We start from the raw sequence: 19,660 nt of genomic DNA on the forward strand, positions 1-19,660 counted from the left end.
GGGTATCAATATTTCATGAAAATCGATGCACGAAAAATTACAAATATTTTTCAAGATATCAATCAATTTCGTGTATATCTGATTTATGGAGAAAATACAGGATTGGTACGAGAACGTGCCAGCCGCTTGGTAAAAAAAATTGCCAATAGTTTGAACGATCCTTTTCTTGTCGCTGTTTTGGATAAGGAAAATCATGACCGTTTGGTTGAAGAGGCGACAGCCTTATCTTTGATGGGTGGGCAACGTGCTGTATGGGTAAGAGATGCATCGGATAATTTAGCTAAAAAACTTGAAATTTTTTGCGCTTCTTATTTGAACAAAGAAAATTCATCCCATTTGGATTCAGTGATTGTTATTGAAGCGGGCAGTCTTTCCACTCGTTCTCCCTTACGGATCTTGGCCGAAAAACATCCATTAATGGCGGCAATTGCGTGTTATGCAGAGACTGGACGCTCACTGGAAGAAACTGTTCATTCACTATTGGGGAAAAAGAAGATTTCCCCGGATGCATTCCGATATTTATTGGCAATGTTAGGTGGAGATCGAATTCTTATTCGTAATGAGATAGAAAAATTATTACTTTTTGTTGGAGATGAGGCAGAAATTACAATTGAAGCTGTTGAACAGGTCTTGGGGGATAGTAATGAATATTCTGTAGAGGATATTTTATATGCGGTTATGACAGGGCAAACAATTGTTGCAGATCGTACGTTAAATCGGGGACTTAAGGAAGGGATTACCTTGATTGCGCTTATTCGTGGACTTTTATATTTAAATGATCGTATGATGCAGGTTAGGATCATGATGGAAGAAGATGGATTGCCCCTGAAATCTGCAATGGGAAAATTAAATCCACCAATTTTTTTCAAGCGTGCTAATGATTTTCAAAGGGCAATGACCTATTGGAATAAAGAACGATTATTGGATCTTGCCAGACAAGTTCAGTATCTGGAACTTTTAAGCAAGCAAACTGCTGTGCCGGGTGAAACATTATGTCGACAGTTTATGTTGATGATTGCCCAGATGGTTAAGGATAAAAAAATGGTAATGAATTTAAAGGAACTCTTTTCAAATTTATAAAGACAGGGTAAAAGAGGCATAGTGTCTGCGTAGCTCAGCAGGATAGAGCACAGGATTCCTAAATATTGGGCATCTTATTTGGAAACAGTAAGGTGAATCCACTCTAATTCGGGGAACGCTTCGATCAAGAACGATCATGCCAATCCCGAGCCAAGTCTGTTTTGAATTTAACAGAAAGGTGTAGAGACTGTACGGGTGGTACCTACGGAAATATTTCTACGGTAAAGAGACAGTCCAGCTTACAAACATTGATTGTCAATTTCACAATCAATGGCGATGAAAATCGTGGTGAGATGAATCCTGGGGCCGTGGGTTCGAATCCCGCCGCGGACACCATTTGAATATGCCAGATGTTGCCAATTCCTAAAAAATCCATATTTATCTATTATATTCTTGCCAGTTCATGACAGATTATGCGATAAAAAGTGGGTACAAATTATCCTAACTGATTCAGAATGTTCAGTTGGATAGAATGGGAATTTATATCCTTGAATATTTTTTGGTTAAATAAAATTGGCAAGATTAATTTGGTGATAATAATTATTTGATTGCCTAATGACAGCTGGTTATTATATTTTTAAAGAAATCTGTTCTTATTTGGATCAAAAAAGATTTTCTTAATATTTAAATGGAATTAACGTATAATGTAATAGTTTGAAATCAATAAATTTATATTATGCTGCTAAATTACAGAACGTTTTTAATAATCTTATTTTTTTACATAACTATAATAATAGCTATTGTTTTTTTTGGTAGTCGCAAAAAGATTGACAATGCTGATTTACTTGTGGTTTTTGGTACCAAAATTAATGAGGATGGTACGCCAAGTTCTGGATTAAAAGCACGTTTAGATGAGACGGTGTTTGTATATCGTAAACATGTCGCCCCTTTAATTTTTGTTAGCGGAGGATTGGGAAAAGAAGGATATAATGAGGCTAAGGTTATGACCGATTACTTACTTACCCAGAATATACCCAGTGAAGCGGTTATTCTTGATGAAAAAGGGGTTAATACAAGAGCAACTGTCAGAAATGTGTCTGAATTATGCACCAAGCAACATTTTAAATCAGTTATTGCAATATCTCAGTATTATCATCTACCCAGAATACAACTGGCTTTTAAACAGGCTGGCATGCCATTGAAAGGTCAATCTGCTCCGCGTTATAATTCATGGCGGGATATTTTTTCTTTGAATAGAGAGATAGTAGCCTATTTGTTTTACTGGTTAAAATTAAAATAATTTTTGAAAATTGCGGGTAGGCAATAATAATCATCTGAAAATTTTTATAATAATTGCATTACATTTTTTCCAAATCGTTTTCGGAAGAGAAAAATTACAATAAAGCTTGTATTGCCTTACCGTCCATGATAGCGCATCCTCGTGAATTAACTCTCCAATAGTGTAAATCATTAATCCATTTTCATAGCCAATAAAAATGCAGACATCATGTTCTTTTACTGTTTTCCGTGGATGAACAACAATTACATCGCCAACACGGAATAGGGGATACATAGCATGATTGCCGATTATAATTCCAAATGCATCTTTTTCAAGGTTAACCAGATGGGGTCGTGGAATATATTCTACAGGTGTATTTGTAATTAAGAAATAATTGTCAAGTTCCTTGATGGTGGCGAATATAGGAATGTCACTGTTTATTTTTTTCAAATAATTTGATGTCGATTTATGTTCATTTATGACATCATGAATATTTACCGTATTTATATCGCTATTGATATTTTCCTTGTGATTGTTGGAATGGGTCAATTCAAAGGCTCTTTTATTTTGATCTTTGTTAAGATCAGGATCCAGGTCAGCTATATTTACGCCCAATGCGCTGGCGATATATGGCAGATATTTGCTGCGTTTAATTCTGCCTTTTTCAATACTGTTAATTGTTTGCTGTTTACATCCTACAATATCAGCTAGGTTTTCTTGTGTATAGCTGTTTTTCAAACGATACCGTTCTACATTTTTACCTATAATATTTTTGTATCGTTTTTCATTATAATTGATCATAAAGATCAATTTATTTATTTTTCTCTAAAAATCTCTACTTTTTTTATTGTAAAAAACAATTTTATTTGTATTAATTACTATGTTTACTATTTAATGTTTTGTAATAATGATAATTATAAATATGTTAATAATTTAAATAAATATAATTATAAAAGGATATAAAATGACTGAAAAATTATTTTTAAAAAAAGTATGTATTGATTTTGACCCTTTCCAAAAAAATAACCGTTTGGCAATTGTTCCGTATATTGATGAGGATATTAACGAATTGCAAAAAGAGCTATGGATTGAATTAATGTTAGGATCCTCACCATTATATATTCATTTTAAAAATATATCTTTTTGTAATAATCAGGCTATTTATGAGGCTGATGCTTATACAAATAATCGTCCTAAGACACAGGTTTATTGTGCCTCAACGATTGGTGAATAAATTATAATATTCTAATAAACATTATTTGTATGTATAGCTGTTTTATATCAAAATCTTATACCATCCGTTGGTTGAAATAGTATATATAAAAGGTTTATTGAAAATTTATATATACTATTATTTTAATATAGTAATCTATTCTTTTTATTAAAGAATTATTAATTATAATAAACAAATAATTTATATTTTAATTTTTTTTTATTATTGATAATAATTATATTGAATATAATTTATTATTTATGTATTTCACTCTTATAATTATTGCCTCAATTAGTTTATTTACTTTTGTTAAATAATAATTAAATGCCTGAAATTATTGAGTGAATATTTTAATGAATAGACGATCGTTAGTTTTTAACGCTATATTGATCTATTGCTTAAGCTTTTTATGTTTACATAACAAGGCTTACGGTTTTGGTAATAACCAGTATTATAATTCATTGCAATATCAAGGATATCGTCAAAGGCAGGAATTAATGGATATGGAATTGCCTTTATCCAACGATATTTCTGTTAATCAGGGCGAGAAATTCAAGCCTCAGATCAAGGGTTGTGTAAAAATCAATAATATTGATATTGAAAATCCGTACAGTCTTTCAAAAGAAAAAATAGACCATATCATTAAAAAATGGAATCATCGTTGTTTAACTGTTTCGGATATAAATACAATCCTAAATATTTTAAATCAGGCTTATCTTAAAACCAATTTTTTGACGACAAGGGCATACCTGCCACAACAAGATTTATCTTCTGGTCATTTGCGTATTGTTATTATTGAAGGCAGGATTGAAAATTTCAATTTTACAGGAACTCCTGAACGATTTCATGAAATGACGGCTTTTCCATGGATTGCTGGTAATGTTTTGGATCTGAATGATTTGAAACAGGGACTGGATAACATGAATCGTTTACCTAATTGGAAAACTTCATTAAAAATCAATAAAGGTCATCAGGATAATACTTCTATTGTTGAGGTGAAAACTCCAAAAGCGGGTTTAATTCATGGCAAGGTGAGTACGGATAACAATGGGCAAAGCATTTCAGCCAGAACAATAGGTCGATCGAATTTTATTGTTACTGATCTTTTTGGTGTATTAGATATGTGGTCATTTGAATATGATCATTCGTTGAATAATCGACAGAGGTTGGGACATAACTCGTTTTTTTCCATGGAGGGTTCCGTTCCAATGGGTCCGTGGTTATTATGGTGTGGATGGTGGCGTTCAGATGACATGTATCATGATGGACCAAAAATCGCGCTGCATCGTGAAGATGTAACACAGAAGGATTTTCATGTCGGAATTTCCAGGGTTTTAACCAGGGATTTAATTGGTGTAACTTCTTTAATTATTTCCTATCAAACGAAATCTTTCATTAATTATAGAAATCATATTCGTGAAAATTATAAAAGCGCACGTTTGTCAATGTTAAATATAACTTTAAGTGAATATACCAAATTGTGGGATCGGGTATGGTATATTAATCTGGGAACTAAAATTGGATTAAATGGATTAATGACCAAGACTTGGATAAATAATTCAGGAAAATATGCACCCCATACGCGATTTGTTAAATTTATCCTGGATATACAGGGAGATCAGCCTATAACAAAATCCCTGACTTGGCACACTTTTGTGCATGGTGAATATAGCGACAAAAGTCAATATGATAACGAGCAGATGCAGATTGGGGGACCATATACAGTAAGGGGATTTATACGTCAGAATTTGGCTGGTAATGCCGGTGTTTATATTCGGAACGATCTTTCTTGGACTTTACCAACGGATGATATGCATTGTGGAGATTATCAGGCTTTTTGCGATTTTTTTCTGGATAAGTCAGAGCTTTACGGTTCTTTGGATGCAGGAATGACACGAGCCGTCTATGCTACCCCTTATCATGTTGACAAGCCAAAAGTCGGTAATATCGGGAGTGGAGGAATAGGGCTAAGAAAAAAAGATGGAATTTTTATGTGGGATGCATCGGTGACGCATGCCTTTACCCCGTCTATTCTTGCGCCAGAAGGATGGATTGCTGGTTTTGCGTTTGGTATAAGCCTTTAAATTTTTTATAGATTAAGAATTTTCTTTAAAATATCATTGTTAAAGATGAATTTAACAAGATAAATGGATAAAGGAAATATATGTCTGCAGCCTTGACCCAGACCGAATTGATTGCTGTGTTGGTATCAATTATAGATTATATGCCTTATGTTATGACAATTCATAAGGGATCAACGCTTCCATCTGGTTCTTTTGAGCCGGGACATCAAAGTTTACAAGCTGGATTGCGCGCTTGGATTCATCAACAAACACGTTATCCCGTCGGTTTTTTGGAACAACTTTATACTTTTGCCGATCAAGACCGCATATACAATCAACCTCAAGTTCGAAGCATTTCGATTAGCTATCTTGGACTTGTGCGTCATCAAGATTTCAGTCTAAACGAAACGGAATGGCATGATTGGTATGAATATTTTCCATGGGAAAATGAGTTAAAACCAGCTGTAAAAAATATACGAGAAACAATGGTCGGGGCTTTATATGAATGGCAGAGCCGGAAAACGGAAGATACGGAACAAACAAAACGTCGTATTGAATTCTTATTTGGTCTGAATGGATATGCCTGGAATGAAGATCTTATTTTACAGCGCTATGAATTGTTATATGAGGCAGGCATGGTTCCGGAAGCAGGGAATAGATATCTAGAAAGGAAAGATTTTGCTGGTCAGGGTATGTTTGCTGATCATCGACGGATTTTAGCTACAGCAATTGCGCGGTTAAGGGCACAAATCAAATACAAGGCCCTGGTATTTGAACTAATGCCGACAGAATTCACTTTGTTGCAATTGCAAAAAACCATTGAACGTATCATAGGGCGTTCTTTGCACAAGTCTAATTTTAGGCGAATGATTGAACAACAGAATTTGATTGAGGAGACTGGTCACATTACTGACCAGTATCGTGGCAGACCAGCAAAACTTTTTAGGTACCAAAAGTCAATTGTTGATGCCAGAGCAATGTCCGGATCAAAATTGCCATTGGTAAGGAATTGACATTCTTTGTATTTTAGGGATAAAATGGCATATATATACTCAAGTTGAGTATAAAAGGAGAGTGACATGCGGCAGGGACTACCTGATTATTTAGAAAATAAACTGGGCAGAATTGCTGCTGCCCCGGAACGAATGAGCTTAACAAAAAAAATTCAACGTGTTAACCAGCTAAAAATAGAACGTAATGCGGTTATTCTGGCACATAATTATCAAATTCCAAAAATTTTTCATACGGTTGCTGATATCGTTGGGGATAGTCTTGCTTTGGCACGGGAGGCTGAAAAAATTGACGCGGATGTCATTGTTGTGGCAGGCGTACATTTTATGGCAGAAACGACAAAATTACTCAATCCTGACAAAACAGTTCTTATTCCCGACTTGAAGGCTGGTTGTTCTTTGGCTGAATCTATTACGGCAGAGAATGTCATGGGATTACGTAAGAAATATCCAGGTATTCCTATTATTACGTATGTGAACACTTCAGCGGCGGTTAAAGCGGCTTCGGATATTTGTTGTACATCCGGAAATGCCAAAAAGGTTGTTGAAGCGCTTGGAGTTCCGAGGGTCATCATGATTCCTGATGAGTATCTGGCAAAAAATGTTGCAAAACAAACCAACGTCGAGATTCTGACATGGAAGGGGCATTGTGAAGTTCATGAAAGATTTACATCACGGGAAGTCAAGCAGTTGAAAGCTGAATATCCAGAGGCTGCAATTCTGGTGCATCCTGAATCCCCTCCTGAGGTGATTGAAGCGGCTGATTTTTCTGGATCTACGGCTGAGATGTCAGATTTCATCAAGCAAAAAAGATCTGATGAAGTGATTTTGCTGACTGAATGTTCAATGAGTGACAATCTGGCAGTAGTACATCCAGATATCAAATTTATTCGTGTATGTAATCTATGTCCTCATATGCAGTGTATCACATTGGATAATATTTTGACTTCGTTGGAAGAAAATAAATATGAAATCACGATTGATCCATCTATTGCTGATAAGGCACGCCTTTCCATCAAAAGGATGTTGGAAATATGAAAAACATTATGCAGTCACCTGTTGTCGTGATTGGCAGTGGATTGGCTGGATTAATGACGGCATTACAACTTGCGCCATTGCCGGTTTTGCTTTTGACGCAGGGAAAGATAGGACAGGAGACATCCAGTATTTATGCGCAAGGTGGAATTGCGGCGGCCAGTCATGAAGAGAAAGACAGCTCCGCGCATATAGAGGATACTTTAAGGGCTGGAGCGGGATTATGTGATCAAAAAGCTGTCGCCACCATATTGGACGATGGAAGAAAGGCAATTGAAGTATTGGAGAAAAATGGTGTTATTTTTGATCATGATCGCCATGGCAGGCCTAGGCTCGGGTTAGAGGGTGCACATAGTCATCGGAGAATTTTTCATATTGATGGAGACGCTTCCGGGCGGGGTATTATCAAAGCGTTGACAGAGGCGGTCTTGCGAACCCCCTCAATAACTGTAATGGAAAACACCATTGCGGTTCGTCTTCTAAAGGATAAAAATAAAATAAGGGGAGTAATAACCCAAATAGAAGGTCAATTCAGGTCAATCGTGACATCCACTATTGTATTGGCCACCGGTGGTATTGGCGGGTTATTTGAGGAAAGTACAAATCCTCTGCAAAATTATGGTCAAGGTCTGATTTTGGCGGCTGATATTGGTGCTGTATTAGCTGATCTGGAATTTATTCAGTTTCATCCAACCGCACTTGATGCAAATATTTTTCCAAAGACTTTAATCAGCGAAGCGGTTCGTGGGGAAGGGGCTGTTTTGGTTAATAGTGATAACCAACGTGTTCTGGCCAATACAGAAGGACAGGAATTGGCACCCCGTGATGTTGTGGCAAGAGCAATTTATCATCAGACTATTCAGGGTAAAAAAGTTTATCTTGATGCCAGAAAGGCTTTAGGAAAAGGTTTCAAGACGCGTTTTCCAACCATTGCACGGTTATGTCATCAAGTCGGTATTGACCCTTCAATGGATTTGATTCCTGTCAAACCCGTTGAACATTTTCATATGGGGGGCATTATGACAAATTTGAATGGAGAAACAACGGTAAAAGGTTTGTGGGCAGTGGGTGAGGTTGCTTCTACGGGTTTACATGGAGCAAATCGTTTGGCCAGTAATTCACTGCTGGAAGCTACAGTTATGGCCATGCGGGCAGCCAAGGCAATTTTGGATAATCATCCTTCCATTCAAAGCAATGATAATGAGATAGGTGAAACTGGGATTGTGATTTCTGACCGTTTACCTTTTGTAAAAAAGATAATGCAGAAAGATTTAAATATCATTCGAGATGAGGATACTTTGAGATCGGCAATTCGGCAGTTTCTTACCCTGGTTAATGAACATGATGATCAATATGTACTTAATCCAGAACAAATTGCCCTGATGATAGCAGTGAGTGCGTTCTTGCGGAAAGAATCTCGAGGGGCACATTATCGACAGGATTATCCTGCTACGCTTGAAAAAGCCAATCGATCTTTCATCAGTTTTGATCAGGCATATCAGTATGCCAAGACATTGTGATGTTATTATATGAAATTTGTTTGTATATTATAGATTTATCAGAATATAGAGGTTATTATGACGATTCCAGCTTTGCCCCATATCCTAATTGAACCCATTATTCGCAATGCGTTATTGGAAGATCTAGGGTTGGCTGGGGATATAACCACTAATGCAGTTATTGATGAAAATCACCACTCCAAAGTGGCGATGGTTTCGAGAGAGACTGGTATATTGTCAGGAGTGGATATCGCTTCAATGGCTTTTACCTTAATTGATCCATTAGTTAATGTAGATTTAAAGAAAAAGGATGGAGATATATTAAAGCCGGGAGATGTGATAGCAATTATTGAAGGGTCATCCCGTGCAATTCTGACAGGTGAGAGAACTGCCTTGAATTTCATGAGCCATCTATCTGGAATTGCCTCGGTAACTCATAAGATTGTCAAATCTATTGAAGGAACCAAAACACAAGTTGTTTGTACGAGAAAAACAACACCAGGCTTACGCCTGATGGAAAAATATGCCGTGCGGTGTGGTGGTGGAATGAACCATCGTTTTGCCTTATATGATGCAGTTTTGATTAAAGACAATCATATTGCAATCGCGGGTGGAATACGTAAGACGCTTGAACAGGCTAAAAAAAATGCAGGGCATATGGTTAAAATTGAAATAGAAGTGGATACGCTGGATCAATTAAAAGAAGTCATGGCATTGGGTGTTGATGCCGTTTTGCTAGATAATATGGATCCTGAAACTTTAAAAGAGGCGGTTGCGATTGTTAATCAACGTGCCATCATAGAAGCTTCGGGGCGTATCAATCCCGATACGGCTCGGATAATTGCTGAAAGCGGTGTTGACTTGATTTCTGTAGGTTGGATAACCCATAGTGCACCTATTCTCGATATAGGACTTGATTTTATTTCGTGATAGATGAACCAACAAAAGCTTTCCAGTAATAGAAAAGGATCATTTTATGCAAATGGAGGAATTCATTACATACTGTCAGGCCGGACATTCCATTTCCACTGACGAAAAAGAATTGATGCAGCTGTTATACCAATGTGCCTTTGAAGCGCAAAAAATAATAATGGAATTAAACAATAGCTTTCATACGCAAAAAGAAATCGTTGATATTTTCAGTAGTCTGACAGGAAAAACTGTAGATTCATCTTTTGTTTGTTTTCCTCCTTTTTATACTGATTTCGGTAAAAACATTCATATTGGTAAAAATGTATTTTTTAATACAGGATGTTCTTTTCAGGATAGGGGAGGAATCTTTATTGGTGATCACAGTGCTATAGGCATGAATGTTACGATTGCCACATTAAATCATGGTTTGGATATAAGAGATCGTGGTACGACATATCCATCTCCTGTTAAGATTGGAAAATATGTTTGGATAGGCTCGAACGTCACAATTTTGCCTGGTGTTACTATTCATGATTTTTCAATAATCGGTGCCGGTGCTGTTGTAACTAAAAATGTACCCTCTAAAAGTGTTTATGCAGGTGTGCCGGCAAAATGGATAAAAAGTATATAGAAAGATATATATGATGCATCTACCGCCATTGACCATAAAATTATTGAACAAATTCAAAATAACTGAAAATTACAATTTTGTGTTATTGAACAGGAACACAATTCATTCTTTTTACTTTTAGCAAATTACAAGCCTGTAAGGCTGTTGCATAGCTTAATCCTCCTAATTTGGCTCGGTATAATGTTTTTCCGTTTTTCTGAACGGTTTCAATATTTGGATACGCCAGGACCAGTAAACTGGCGGCTTTTTGTTTTGCGATTGCAATTGCGTGATTAGCTAAATCTGCGGATGTAAAAGCTCCAACCTGAATATTCCAGTTACCTTTTGTTGATATATAATAATGTCTACTGCTAGGAGAGGTTCGAATAATAGAAGGGGCTTTGGGTTTTGTTGAATAATAAGCATTGGATGAGGTTGAATTGTTATGGACATTTGCATCATATGCAGGATGATAATTGGATGGAACAATCATGATTGGAGGTTCATTGGCATTGTCTGATGCAATTGCATGTTCATTATCTTTGACAATGAATTTTTTAAGTTCGTTTTTACTTTCAGAAGGCATAACCTGTGCTGTTGTAACCATTTGAACGGGGCTATAGGTTTTCGGTGAGTAATAAGCCTCGAGTGGTAATGGGGTACGAGTATTTTTTTTGGCGTAAGGTCCGCCAAAAATCGCAAAAGGTCCACTCATAGGTACTGAATTCCCCAGATTGGGAGTGACGGAAATCATGTAGTTTTTGGTTGCCTTTGGCAATGCGGTTCCTCTTTTTAGATAGGCATCCAAAGTTCCAGGTCCACCATGGTAAGCTGCAACAAAGCCGGGAGCACCGTATTTATTATACAAGGTGCGGATATATCCCGTTCCAGCCATGATATTATCATGCGGATCATATACGTCATTTCCCAAATTATAGCGTTTTGCTAAATCTTTATAAGTTGTTGACTTGATTTGCATCAATCCCTTTGCTCCATGAGGTGAAGTGACTGGCCGTTTGTTATAATATTGATATCCTCTCGTTTCCTGTAAAATGATGGCCCGTATCCATTGATCAGGAACATTGAAACGTTGTGAGGATTGATTGATATATGGACCCCACGGATCAAGAGGGGGACCCGGAGGGTTCCATTTTTTAGGATAGCCAGGCATGTAATTGCTATATCGTGAAGAAATGCCTCCTTTTCCATTATAAGAATGCTTTCCTCCACCACAGGCAGAGAGGCAAAGCAGGGAAAACAAAAGCAAAAATTGCATTGGAACATAAAAATTTTTGCGAATTGTTTCCTGCATGGTTTTTTGATTTCTTTGAAAAATACCGACTATAAAATTTAAGTTTCAGATGGTAACAGATATAATCATTTTTGTTAAAAACTATTCTATGATATTTGGTAAGAAATTGGAGATTATACAGTTTATTTTGAGTATTTCAGGTCGACATTGGAAAGGATATTTGTTTGGATAGCTGAATAAAAGCATCGAGATAATTAGTTAATTGGTCGGCCTTGCGTATTCCAATAAATAACTGTTTTGGAATCCCTTTTTTTCCCAGTTTGACAGGAAAGATTTCAAAGCGTTCTTTGTTTTCCTGTACCAACCAATGTGGTAGAGCCGTTACGCCTCGATTATTTTCAACCATTTGTAAAATTATATCCGTTGTTTCAATTGTTTTATGACGACGTGGCATTATACCCTTTGGTGCCATAAAGAGACTATATATGTCCAGTCGAGTTGGTTCTACAGGATAAGTTAAAAGAGTTTCTGAGGACATTTGTTCTGGAGTGATATACGGTAAATTTCGGAAGGGATGTGAAGGTCCAACAATTAAGATCTGTTCATAATTAAAGACAGGTTCAAAATGGAGATCAGACTTAATAATCGGGTCAGGCGTTATTAAGATGTCTATTTCATAATTCAGTAGCGCCCCTAAACCACCGAATTTAAATTTTTGTTTGACATCGAGTTCAACCTGAGGCCACTGTTTCAAGTAGGGTGAGGTAACTTTAAGCAGCCATTGATAACAGGGATGACATTCCATGCCAATCTTTAGACTGCCAATACTCCCCTGCGCAAATTGTTTCAATTTTGATTCATTATGTTCGATCTGAGGTAATATGCGATGGGCCAGCGTCAATAATTCCTGTCCCGCCTGAGTTAGCTGCATGTATTTTCCCTCCCGTCGCCATAGGCTGACCTGCAAATTTTGTTCGAGTTTCCGGATGGCGTGGCTTAAGGCGGATTGTGTCAAACACAAATTGACAGCCGCGGCAGTCATTGATTTTTGCGTTTCGATTTCCTGAATGATTTTTAAATGAATGATCTCAATCATGAATGCAAGATTATATCCTATGAATAAAGTTAATGGATCGATGAAATAATATCATTTTATTTTATTCTGTTATCTGAATAGGGTGTGTAGAGCAAAATCCGATGTTGAATAGGCAAGTAAAGGAATAAAAAATGGTAACAGTACATAATCTAGGATTTCCTCGAATTGGTGTAAAGCGTGAATTGAAATTTGCGCTTGAAGCGTACTGGCAAGGAAATATTTCCTCAGGTGAATTGGAACAAACAGCCCAAAATTTACGGCAGTGTCATTGGCTGAATCAAAGTAAACTCGATCTTGTTCCTGTTGGGGATTTTTCCTATTATGACCATGTTCTGGATACAAGTTTTCTTTTTGGTAATATTCCATCACGTATTCAACAACAGCAAGGAGAGAAATTAGATCATTATTTTCAGGTTGCACGTGGACGTTCGGGTGGAAAAAATTCTTGTCTTTGTCACGTTGCGGCAGGTGAGATGACTAAATGGTTTGATACAAATTATCATTACATTGTACCGGAATTCACAAAGGATACACGGTTTGTTTTAAATAGCCAGATTTTACTAGATCAATTGAAGGAAGCGAAAAAGAAAGGTTTAAAAACAAAAGTTGTATTGTTAGGACCAGTAACCTATTTATGGTTGGGAAAAGAACAGGATAAAAGCGACAAACTAGCTTTGTTGCCTGCACTTTTGGAACAATATCAAGCATTATTGCAAGAGTTGGCAGAACAGGGGGAAAGCTGGGTTCAACTTGATGAACCAATTTTGGTGACAGAGCTTGCAGAAGAGTGGAAAAAGGCACTTGTTTCTGCCTACAGGGTTTTGAAACAGGCACCAATCTATATTTTGTTGGCAACATATTTTGGAAAATTAAAAGAAAATATAGCTTTATTGCCAGAATTGGGGGTGCAGGGGTTCCATATTGATGCCATAAATGCGCGTGATGAAATTCCTGCCATAATTAAACAGCTAAAAGATAAACAAGTCCTTTCATTGGGAGTTGTTAATGGGCGTAATATCTGGAAGACGGATTTGAATGCTACGCTTGAATGGCTAGAGCCTATCTATGCTATATTAAAAAAACGATTGTGGCTGGCCCCCTCATGTTCATTATTACATGTTCCTGTTGATCTGGAACGTGAAAGTAAAATGGATGCGGAAATTCGTTCATGGCTTTCTTTTGCGATACAAAAGCTTGATGAAATTACTGTTTTGGCTAAAGCTTTAAATGAAGGAAGAGAGGCAGTAAAAGAGGCGTTATCTAGTAACCAGGCTTGTCTGGATAACAGACGTCAGTCAAATAGAGTTCATAATGATCAAATTAAAAAACTATGTCAGTCGATAACATCGGAATTGGGAAACCGGAAAGGTGCCTATGCCGATCGTATGGAATTACAGCAAAAAATCTTGAATTTGCCATTGTTGCCAACAACTACAATTGGTTCATTCCCGCAAACTCAGAATATACGCCAGATTAGAAGTCAATTTCGTAAGGGTGAACTTTCCTTGAATGATTATGGCAATCATATGAAAGAGGCGATTGCTTATTGTGTCGAACAGCAGGAATCACTGGGATTGGATGTTTTGGTTCATGGCGAGCCAGAACGGAATGATATGGTGGAATATTTTGGTGAATTGTTACAAGGATATGTTTTTAGCCAACAAGGTTGGGTTCAATCTTACGGTTCCAGATGTGTAAAACCCCCGATTATCTTTGGAGACATTAGTCGTCCTGAACCAATGACGGTTGAATGGATTACTTACGCCCAATCTTTAACGGCACAACCGATGAAGGGCATGTTGACGGGACCTGTAACCATGTTGAACTGGTCATTTGTAAGAGATGATCAACCACGTTCGGAAACCTGTTATCAATTGGCTATGGCGATACGTCAAGAAGTGTTGGATTTGGAAAAGGCAGGTATTCGCATTATTCAAATTGATGAGGCGGCTTTACGGGAAGGATTACCCCTGCGTCGTTCAGAATGGCAAAGATATCTGGACTGGGCAATTCGGTCTTTTAGAATAACAGCGAATGGTGTAAAGGATCAAACGCAGATTCATACCCATATGTGTTACTCGGAATTCAATGATATTATTGCTGCTATTGCCCAGATGGATGCTGATGTCATTACAATTGAAACCTCACGTTCTCACATGGAGCTGTTAAAAGCGTTTGAGGAATTTGAATATCCAAACAGCATCGGCCCAGGTGTTTATGATATTCATTCTCCCAATATTCCAACAGTAGAATCAATTGTTCATTTAATTCATCAGGCTGAAAAATATATTCCTGTTCAAAGGTTATGGATTAATCCAGATTGTGGCTTGAAAACACGTCAATGGTCAGAGGTTATTCCTTCATTGAAAAATATGGTACAGGCAGCGCAGATCTTGAGAGAGGAATATAAAAAAAAACACATTAATTAGTATCGAAAAGGACTGATCAATAAAAGATCAGTCCTTGATTGTTATTTAATATATTTCTAAAAATATATCGGAAGGATTGAAAGTAATTTTTTTGGCGAATTGAATAATAATAGATTTTGTTTTATGATTAACTATATTTAATGGTTCAATGTTATTTTCCTTTTTTAAGGAGGGGAGTAATTATGACTAAATTAACATCAAAACAACGTAAATCTTTACCAGATCAGGAATTTGCATTGCCTGATGAGCGTAAATATCCCTTGGATACAAAAAACAGAGCAAGGAATGCCAAAGCAAGGGCGTCTGAGGAATACCATAAAGGCAATTTAACAAAAGAACAGGAAGAAACCGTTGATCGTAAAGCTGATCAGGTTTTGAAAGAGAAATAATATACGGAAGAATAAACCATATAGGGTTATAGATATTGGTTAATTATCGATTTCCTATCTAATAGGATCAATTAATCCTAGAGTTTCCAACTCTTTTCTCAGCTTTTTAGGTAATTCTGCTGATATATTTGTATGGCTTAATGGCAAATCCTTAGGCGCATCAGTGTTTTTAAGATATCGCCATCCCTGGAAAGGGCGAATTGGAATGGAAAAGGTACGAATTATTTCTGAATCAAGAATAATTTGAATGCAGGGATTTCCGTTTTCCCGTTGACCTGGCAGAAAATCAACAATTTTCTGTCGGCAACATAAAGTTCCGTTAATAACCCGGTATAGGGAACCATTTTTTAAGATTTCATCGGCCTGCTTCGGCATAAAACGTGTTAAAGTGTATGAATTTCCATTGTTATTCACGGCCATTTGTTCATTAATAATTTTCAAATGCGCAATATCTTGGATACCAACTGCAACTTTCATCATGTGTAACAAAATAATATTCCTATTTTACCAAGATGTCTAAAATAGCATTTAACCGCATGCTTCCTGTCGGGGTTGTTTTCAACCGTTTTTGGTCCCACAAGATATAATCTTCTTCTACAAGCGCTTCTAAGATTTTCATATCGATTGCATTGGTTAAAGTCATATTGCATTTTTTTTGAAAGGCAATAGAATCAACACCCTCTTTCAAACGTAATCCCATTAATATCATTTCACGGGCCTTGTCGATTGAATTCAAGGCTTCCTTGATAATTAGGGCGTTACCATTTTTTTGCACTAATTCAAGCCAAATTTTAGGATTTTTCTTACGTTCTGTAGCATATAAAACAGCATTTTCTGTAATTCTGCCGTGTGCCCCTGGCCCAATACCAATATAATCTTGATAACGCCAATAGGCAAGATTGTGCCTGCTTTCCGCACCAATTTTAGCATAATTAGAAATTTCGTAATTATACATACCATATTGATGTGTCACTTCTTCCGTGGCAATTAATAATTCACTACTTAATTTTTCATCAGGGAGAGATAATTTCCCCTGTTTTTCATATTTGGCAAAAACTGTTCCAGGTTCTATTGTCAACTGGTAGAGTGATAAATGATCATGAGCCAAATCCAGTGCCATTTTTAATTCTTTCTGCCATTCGGAAAGGGTTTGTTCCTCACGTGCATAGATAAGATCAAAGGAAATTCTCGGAAATAGGCGTTTGGCAAGTGTTAAGGCGTCAATTGCCTGCTTTGCATCATGTTGACGACCTAACTTTTGTAGTGCTTGTTGGTTAAGACTTTGGATACCAAGGGAAATGCGGTTAACACCTGCCTGTTGAAAATCTTTTAACTTTTGGATTTCAACACTGGTTGGATTGGCTTCAAGGGTGATTTCAAGGTCCTCAGTAACAGGTAAATGTTTGATGGCATAATCAATCAATTTATGCACTGTTATAGGATCCATTAAAGAGGGGGTGCCACCACCAAAAAAAATTGAGCTTAACTTATAATTTTCAATATTTGAAATAGCATGACGTAATTCCTGAAGCAAAGCATGTGCATAGGTTTCCTGTGGAATGATTTGGGCAACATGGCTATTGAAATCGCAATAGGGACATTTGGATAGACAAAAAGGCCAATGGATATAAAGAGCCAAGGGATCAGGCTTATGTTTTCTTGTCTTTTTTTCCAAATTTACTAATTTTATTTCATTCATCAAACAGCAATACGGACTGAAAGTTCAACAACCCGATCAACGGGAATTCTTAAGAAATCGGTAATCGGGCTGGCATTGCGTAACATGAACATGAATATATTCATTCGCCATTTACTCATTTTAGAAATAGGGGCTCTTACAATTTGTTCCCTTGTTGTAAAATATGAAGCTTGTAAAGTATCAAAGAATTTCAGGTTGGGTTGAGTTTTCATCAGTTCAAGAGCACGGGGCAAATTAGGCATTTCCATAAATCCGTATCGAATTATCACTTGATAAATATTGGGTGCGAGTTGTCGCATTGCAATACGGTGCCCACGTTCCGCCTCTGGTTGTTTCAGATTTTCAATAGTTACAAAAAATACATGTTCATGTAAAACTTTGTTGTGCCGAATGTTATGTAATAGGGAACTTGGAACAGAAAGAGGGTCTGGTGTCATGAAAATGGCAATACCAGGAACCCTTGTTAAATGGGATTGAGGTAGGCGGTTTAAAAACGAGGCGATTGGTAAAGCATTTTGTGCCCGTTTATTATAAACCAGGGTACGTCCTTTATTCCATGTTGTCATGAGGATGGTCAAACAAATTCCCAATAATAATGGGACCCACCCGCCTTGTGGAATCTTCAGGGCATTTGCCGAAAAGAAAGTGACATCAATGATAAAGAAAATTCCAAATGTACATGCGACTTTGTATATCGACCATTTGTAAGAACGGTTAAAAACCACAGAGGAAAGAATAGAGGTACAAGTAAAGGTTCCCGTAACTGCAATTCCGTATGCAGCGGCCAATGCATCAGAGGATTGGAAACTTAAAATCAATAAGAGGGACCCTATCATTAAGGCATTATTGACTTCAGGAATATAAATTTGTCCCTCTTCTTGTGCATTGGTATGTCGAATACGCAGCCTTGGAAAATATCCAAGTTGGGTTAATTGGCGTGCAAGTGAAAATCCTCCTGAAATTCCGGCCTGACTGGCGATAACAGTTGCAAATGTGGAAAGGATAACCAGAGGGATATTAAACCAATGAGGAGCCAAATAGAAAAACGGGTTTTCCAGAAATTTGGCATTGGAAAGAATTAGGGCACCTTGTCCAAGGTAATTTAAAGTCAGACAAGGAAGGACAAAACAGATCCAGCTGTAACGAATTGGACTTCTTCCAAAATGTCCCATATCAGCATATAAAGCTTCAGCACCTGTTACTGCCAAAACGACAGATCCAAGGGCAATAAACGCCATCCAACCGTGATGGATAATAAATAAAATCGCATGATGCGGAGAAAGAGCCAAAAGGATATAGGGATATTTCAGAACCTCATAGGCACCCAGAAAACCTATAGTCGCAAACCATATAAGCATGATTGGACCGAAAATTTTACCTATATGTTCAGTTCCCTTGCTTTGAAAACTGAATAATGCAACCAAGATTATAAGGGCAAGGGGAATGATGAAATTTTTTGTCTCTGGAAGAGAAACTTCCAGACCTTCAATTGCTGACAAAACTGAAATTGCCGGGGTAATCATTCCATCTCCAAAAAAAAGACAGGTTCCTGCAATACCGACAATTCCCAGAAATATTTTTCCTCTGGTTGTTTTTGATACACGTTGAGCCAAGGACATCAATGCAAGGATTCCACCCTCTCCATTATGATCAGCGCGCATAACCAGCGTTACATATTTAATTGTAACGATTAATATTAATGCCCAAAAAATTAAGCTGACAACACCGAAAACCTCCCAGGATTTAATATTGCTATGATGATTGGATACAACTAAAATTGTGGAACGTAGGGCGTAAATAGGGCTTGTCCCGATATCACCATAGACAACGCCCAGAACAGTCAACAAAATAGCCAAACTTAATGGTCTGATTTTATGTTCTGGTTGATCGGTTCCGAATTCTGTAACTTGGTTTTCCTGATCCAGAGATGGTAATACCGCAATCGTATCTTGTTTATAAAGTGTATCTGATGGAGTTTCATCCTCATTTTCTATTTTTGAAGGGGTTTTTCCCTCGATGATATTGATATCATCCGTACTTACGCTATCATTCTCTTCTTGGTTTGCTTCATTATCAGGGTTGATGTTTTCCTCATGAGAAGAAAGCATGATATATTACTCCACCTAGGTTGCAATTGCGGTAAATATTAAATTT

The 19,660-nt window shown here is 37.1% G+C and carries 19 protein-coding genes; 11 read left to right on the forward strand and 8 right to left on the reverse strand.

What is annotated here, in order from left to right:
- Nucleotides 1-15: 15 nt before the first annotated feature.
- Complete coding sequence (gene holA, locus H3R28_RS07495) at nt 16-1,080, forward strand: DNA polymerase III subunit delta (RefSeq protein WP_198210542.1); 1,065 nt, start codon at nt 16-18, stop codon at nt 1,078-1,080.
- Here holA and H3R28_RS07500 read toward each other — a convergent pair.
- Together H3R28_RS07500 and H3R28_RS09005 are read right to left on the reverse strand one after the other, a co-directional pair.
- Nucleotides 1,075-1,218 (reverse strand): hypothetical protein, encoded by a 144-nt coding sequence (locus H3R28_RS07500; protein WP_198218610.1) that lies wholly within the window; start codon nt 1,216-1,218, stop codon nt 1,075-1,077. The genes holA and H3R28_RS07500 overlap by 6 nt on opposite strands.
- A 64-nt stretch (nt 1,219-1,282) precedes the next feature.
- Complete coding sequence (locus tag H3R28_RS09005) at nt 1,283-1,417, reverse strand: hypothetical protein (protein WP_255518697.1); 135 nt, start codon at nt 1,415-1,417, stop codon at nt 1,283-1,285.
- A gap of 450 nt (nt 1,418-1,867) precedes the next feature.
- Here H3R28_RS09005 and H3R28_RS07505 point away from each other — a divergent pair, with 450 nt between their 5' ends.
- On the forward strand, nt 1,868-2,320 hold the full coding sequence (locus H3R28_RS07505; RefSeq protein WP_198210543.1) for a YdcF family protein: 453 nt from the start codon (nt 1,868-1,870) through the stop codon (nt 2,318-2,320).
- A gap of 30 nt (nt 2,321-2,350) precedes the next feature.
- Here H3R28_RS07505 and H3R28_RS07510 read toward each other — a convergent pair whose 3' ends face one another.
- Nucleotides 2,351-3,100 (reverse strand): helix-turn-helix transcriptional regulator, encoded by a 750-nt coding sequence (locus tag H3R28_RS07510; protein WP_198210544.1) that lies wholly within the window; start codon nt 3,098-3,100, stop codon nt 2,351-2,353.
- A gap of 163 nt (nt 3,101-3,263) precedes the next feature.
- Here H3R28_RS07510 and H3R28_RS07515 point away from each other — a divergent pair, with 163 nt between their 5' ends.
- The 7 genes from H3R28_RS07515 to H3R28_RS07545 all read left to right on the forward strand — a co-directional run bounded on the left by H3R28_RS07515 (nt 3,264) and on the right by H3R28_RS07545 (nt 10,662).
- Nucleotides 3,264-3,533 carry a hypothetical protein gene (locus H3R28_RS07515; protein WP_110439398.1) on the forward strand — a complete coding sequence of 90 codons (270 nt, stop codon included), beginning with the start codon at nt 3,264-3,266 and terminating at the stop codon, nt 3,531-3,533.
- Nucleotides 3,534-3,865: 332 nt separating this feature from the next.
- Nucleotides 3,866-5,596 carry a ShlB/FhaC/HecB family hemolysin secretion/activation protein gene (locus H3R28_RS07520; protein ID WP_198185482.1) on the forward strand — a complete coding sequence of 577 codons (1,731 nt, stop codon included), beginning with the start codon at nt 3,866-3,868 and terminating at the stop codon, nt 5,594-5,596.
- An 80-nt stretch (nt 5,597-5,676) separates the two neighbouring features.
- Complete coding sequence (locus H3R28_RS07525) at nt 5,677-6,588, forward strand: NrtR DNA-binding winged helix domain-containing protein (RefSeq protein WP_198198103.1); 912 nt, start codon at nt 5,677-5,679, stop codon at nt 6,586-6,588.
- Nucleotides 6,589-6,654: 66 nt separating this feature from the next.
- A complete protein-coding gene (nadA, locus tag H3R28_RS07530) occupies nt 6,655-7,623 on the forward strand; it encodes a quinolinate synthase NadA (protein ID WP_198210545.1) in 969 nt (322 codons plus the stop codon).
- Nucleotides 7,620-9,140 (forward strand): L-aspartate oxidase, encoded by a 1,521-nt coding sequence (locus H3R28_RS07535; protein WP_198210546.1) that lies wholly within the window; start codon nt 7,620-7,622, stop codon nt 9,138-9,140. The genes nadA and H3R28_RS07535 overlap by 4 nt, the downstream gene beginning before the upstream one ends.
- A gap of 57 nt (nt 9,141-9,197) precedes the next feature.
- Nucleotides 9,198-10,049 (forward strand): carboxylating nicotinate-nucleotide diphosphorylase, encoded by an 852-nt coding sequence (gene nadC / locus H3R28_RS07540; RefSeq protein ID WP_198193728.1) that lies wholly within the window; start codon nt 9,198-9,200, stop codon nt 10,047-10,049.
- A gap of 52 nt (nt 10,050-10,101) precedes the next feature.
- Nucleotides 10,102-10,662 carry a DapH/DapD/GlmU-related protein gene (locus H3R28_RS07545; protein ID WP_232351303.1) on the forward strand — a complete coding sequence of 187 codons (561 nt, stop codon included), beginning with the start codon at nt 10,102-10,104 and terminating at the stop codon, nt 10,660-10,662.
- 82 nt (nt 10,663-10,744) lie between these two features.
- Here the strand turns inward: H3R28_RS07545 and H3R28_RS07550 are convergent, their stop codons facing one another.
- Together H3R28_RS07550 and H3R28_RS07555 are read right to left on the reverse strand one after the other, a co-directional pair.
- Complete coding sequence (locus H3R28_RS07550; RefSeq protein ID WP_198210547.1) at nt 10,745-11,953, reverse strand: lytic transglycosylase domain-containing protein; 1,209 nt, start codon at nt 11,951-11,953, stop codon at nt 10,745-10,747.
- A gap of 136 nt (nt 11,954-12,089) precedes the next feature.
- Complete coding sequence (locus H3R28_RS07555) at nt 12,090-12,989, reverse strand: LysR family transcriptional regulator (RefSeq protein WP_155567686.1); 900 nt, start codon at nt 12,987-12,989, stop codon at nt 12,090-12,092.
- 131 nt (nt 12,990-13,120) lie between these two features.
- Between H3R28_RS07555 and metE the strand changes: the two genes are divergently transcribed.
- Together metE and H3R28_RS07565 are read left to right on the forward strand one after the other, a co-directional pair.
- Nucleotides 13,121-15,418 carry a 5-methyltetrahydropteroyltriglutamate--homocysteine S-methyltransferase gene (gene metE, locus H3R28_RS07560; protein WP_198210548.1) on the forward strand — a complete coding sequence of 766 codons (2,298 nt, stop codon included), beginning with the start codon at nt 13,121-13,123 and terminating at the stop codon, nt 15,416-15,418.
- A 182-nt stretch (nt 15,419-15,600) separates the two neighbouring features.
- Entirely contained in the window at nt 15,601-15,807 is a 207-nt protein-coding gene (locus tag H3R28_RS07565) for a hypothetical protein (RefSeq protein ID WP_110439407.1), read from the forward strand.
- A 54-nt stretch (nt 15,808-15,861) separates the two neighbouring features.
- On the opposite strand, the gene H3R28_RS07570 is transcribed toward H3R28_RS07565, so the two are convergent.
- From H3R28_RS07570 to H3R28_RS07580, 3 genes are read right to left on the reverse strand one after another with little or no spacing between them, the layout of a single operon-like run.
- Nucleotides 15,862-16,287, reverse strand: coding sequence for a DUF1489 family protein (locus H3R28_RS07570; RefSeq protein ID WP_155566371.1), 426 nt, complete (start codon nt 16,285-16,287; stop codon nt 15,862-15,864).
- Between the two features lie 19 nt (nt 16,288-16,306).
- Nucleotides 16,307-17,506 (reverse strand): radical SAM family heme chaperone HemW, encoded by a 1,200-nt coding sequence (gene hemW / locus H3R28_RS07575; RefSeq protein WP_198210549.1) that lies wholly within the window; start codon nt 17,504-17,506, stop codon nt 16,307-16,309.
- On the reverse strand, nt 17,506-19,614 hold the full coding sequence (locus tag H3R28_RS07580) for a potassium transporter Kup (protein ID WP_155566373.1): 2,109 nt from the start codon (nt 19,612-19,614) through the stop codon (nt 17,506-17,508). Before H3R28_RS07580 ends, hemW begins: the two co-directional genes overlap by 1 nt.
- Nucleotides 19,615-19,660 lie beyond the last annotated feature (46 nt).

It is taken from the genome of Commensalibacter sp. M0268, from assembly GCF_016101925.1.
Taxonomy (GTDB): Bacteria; Pseudomonadota; Alphaproteobacteria; order Acetobacterales; family Acetobacteraceae; genus Commensalibacter; species Commensalibacter melissae.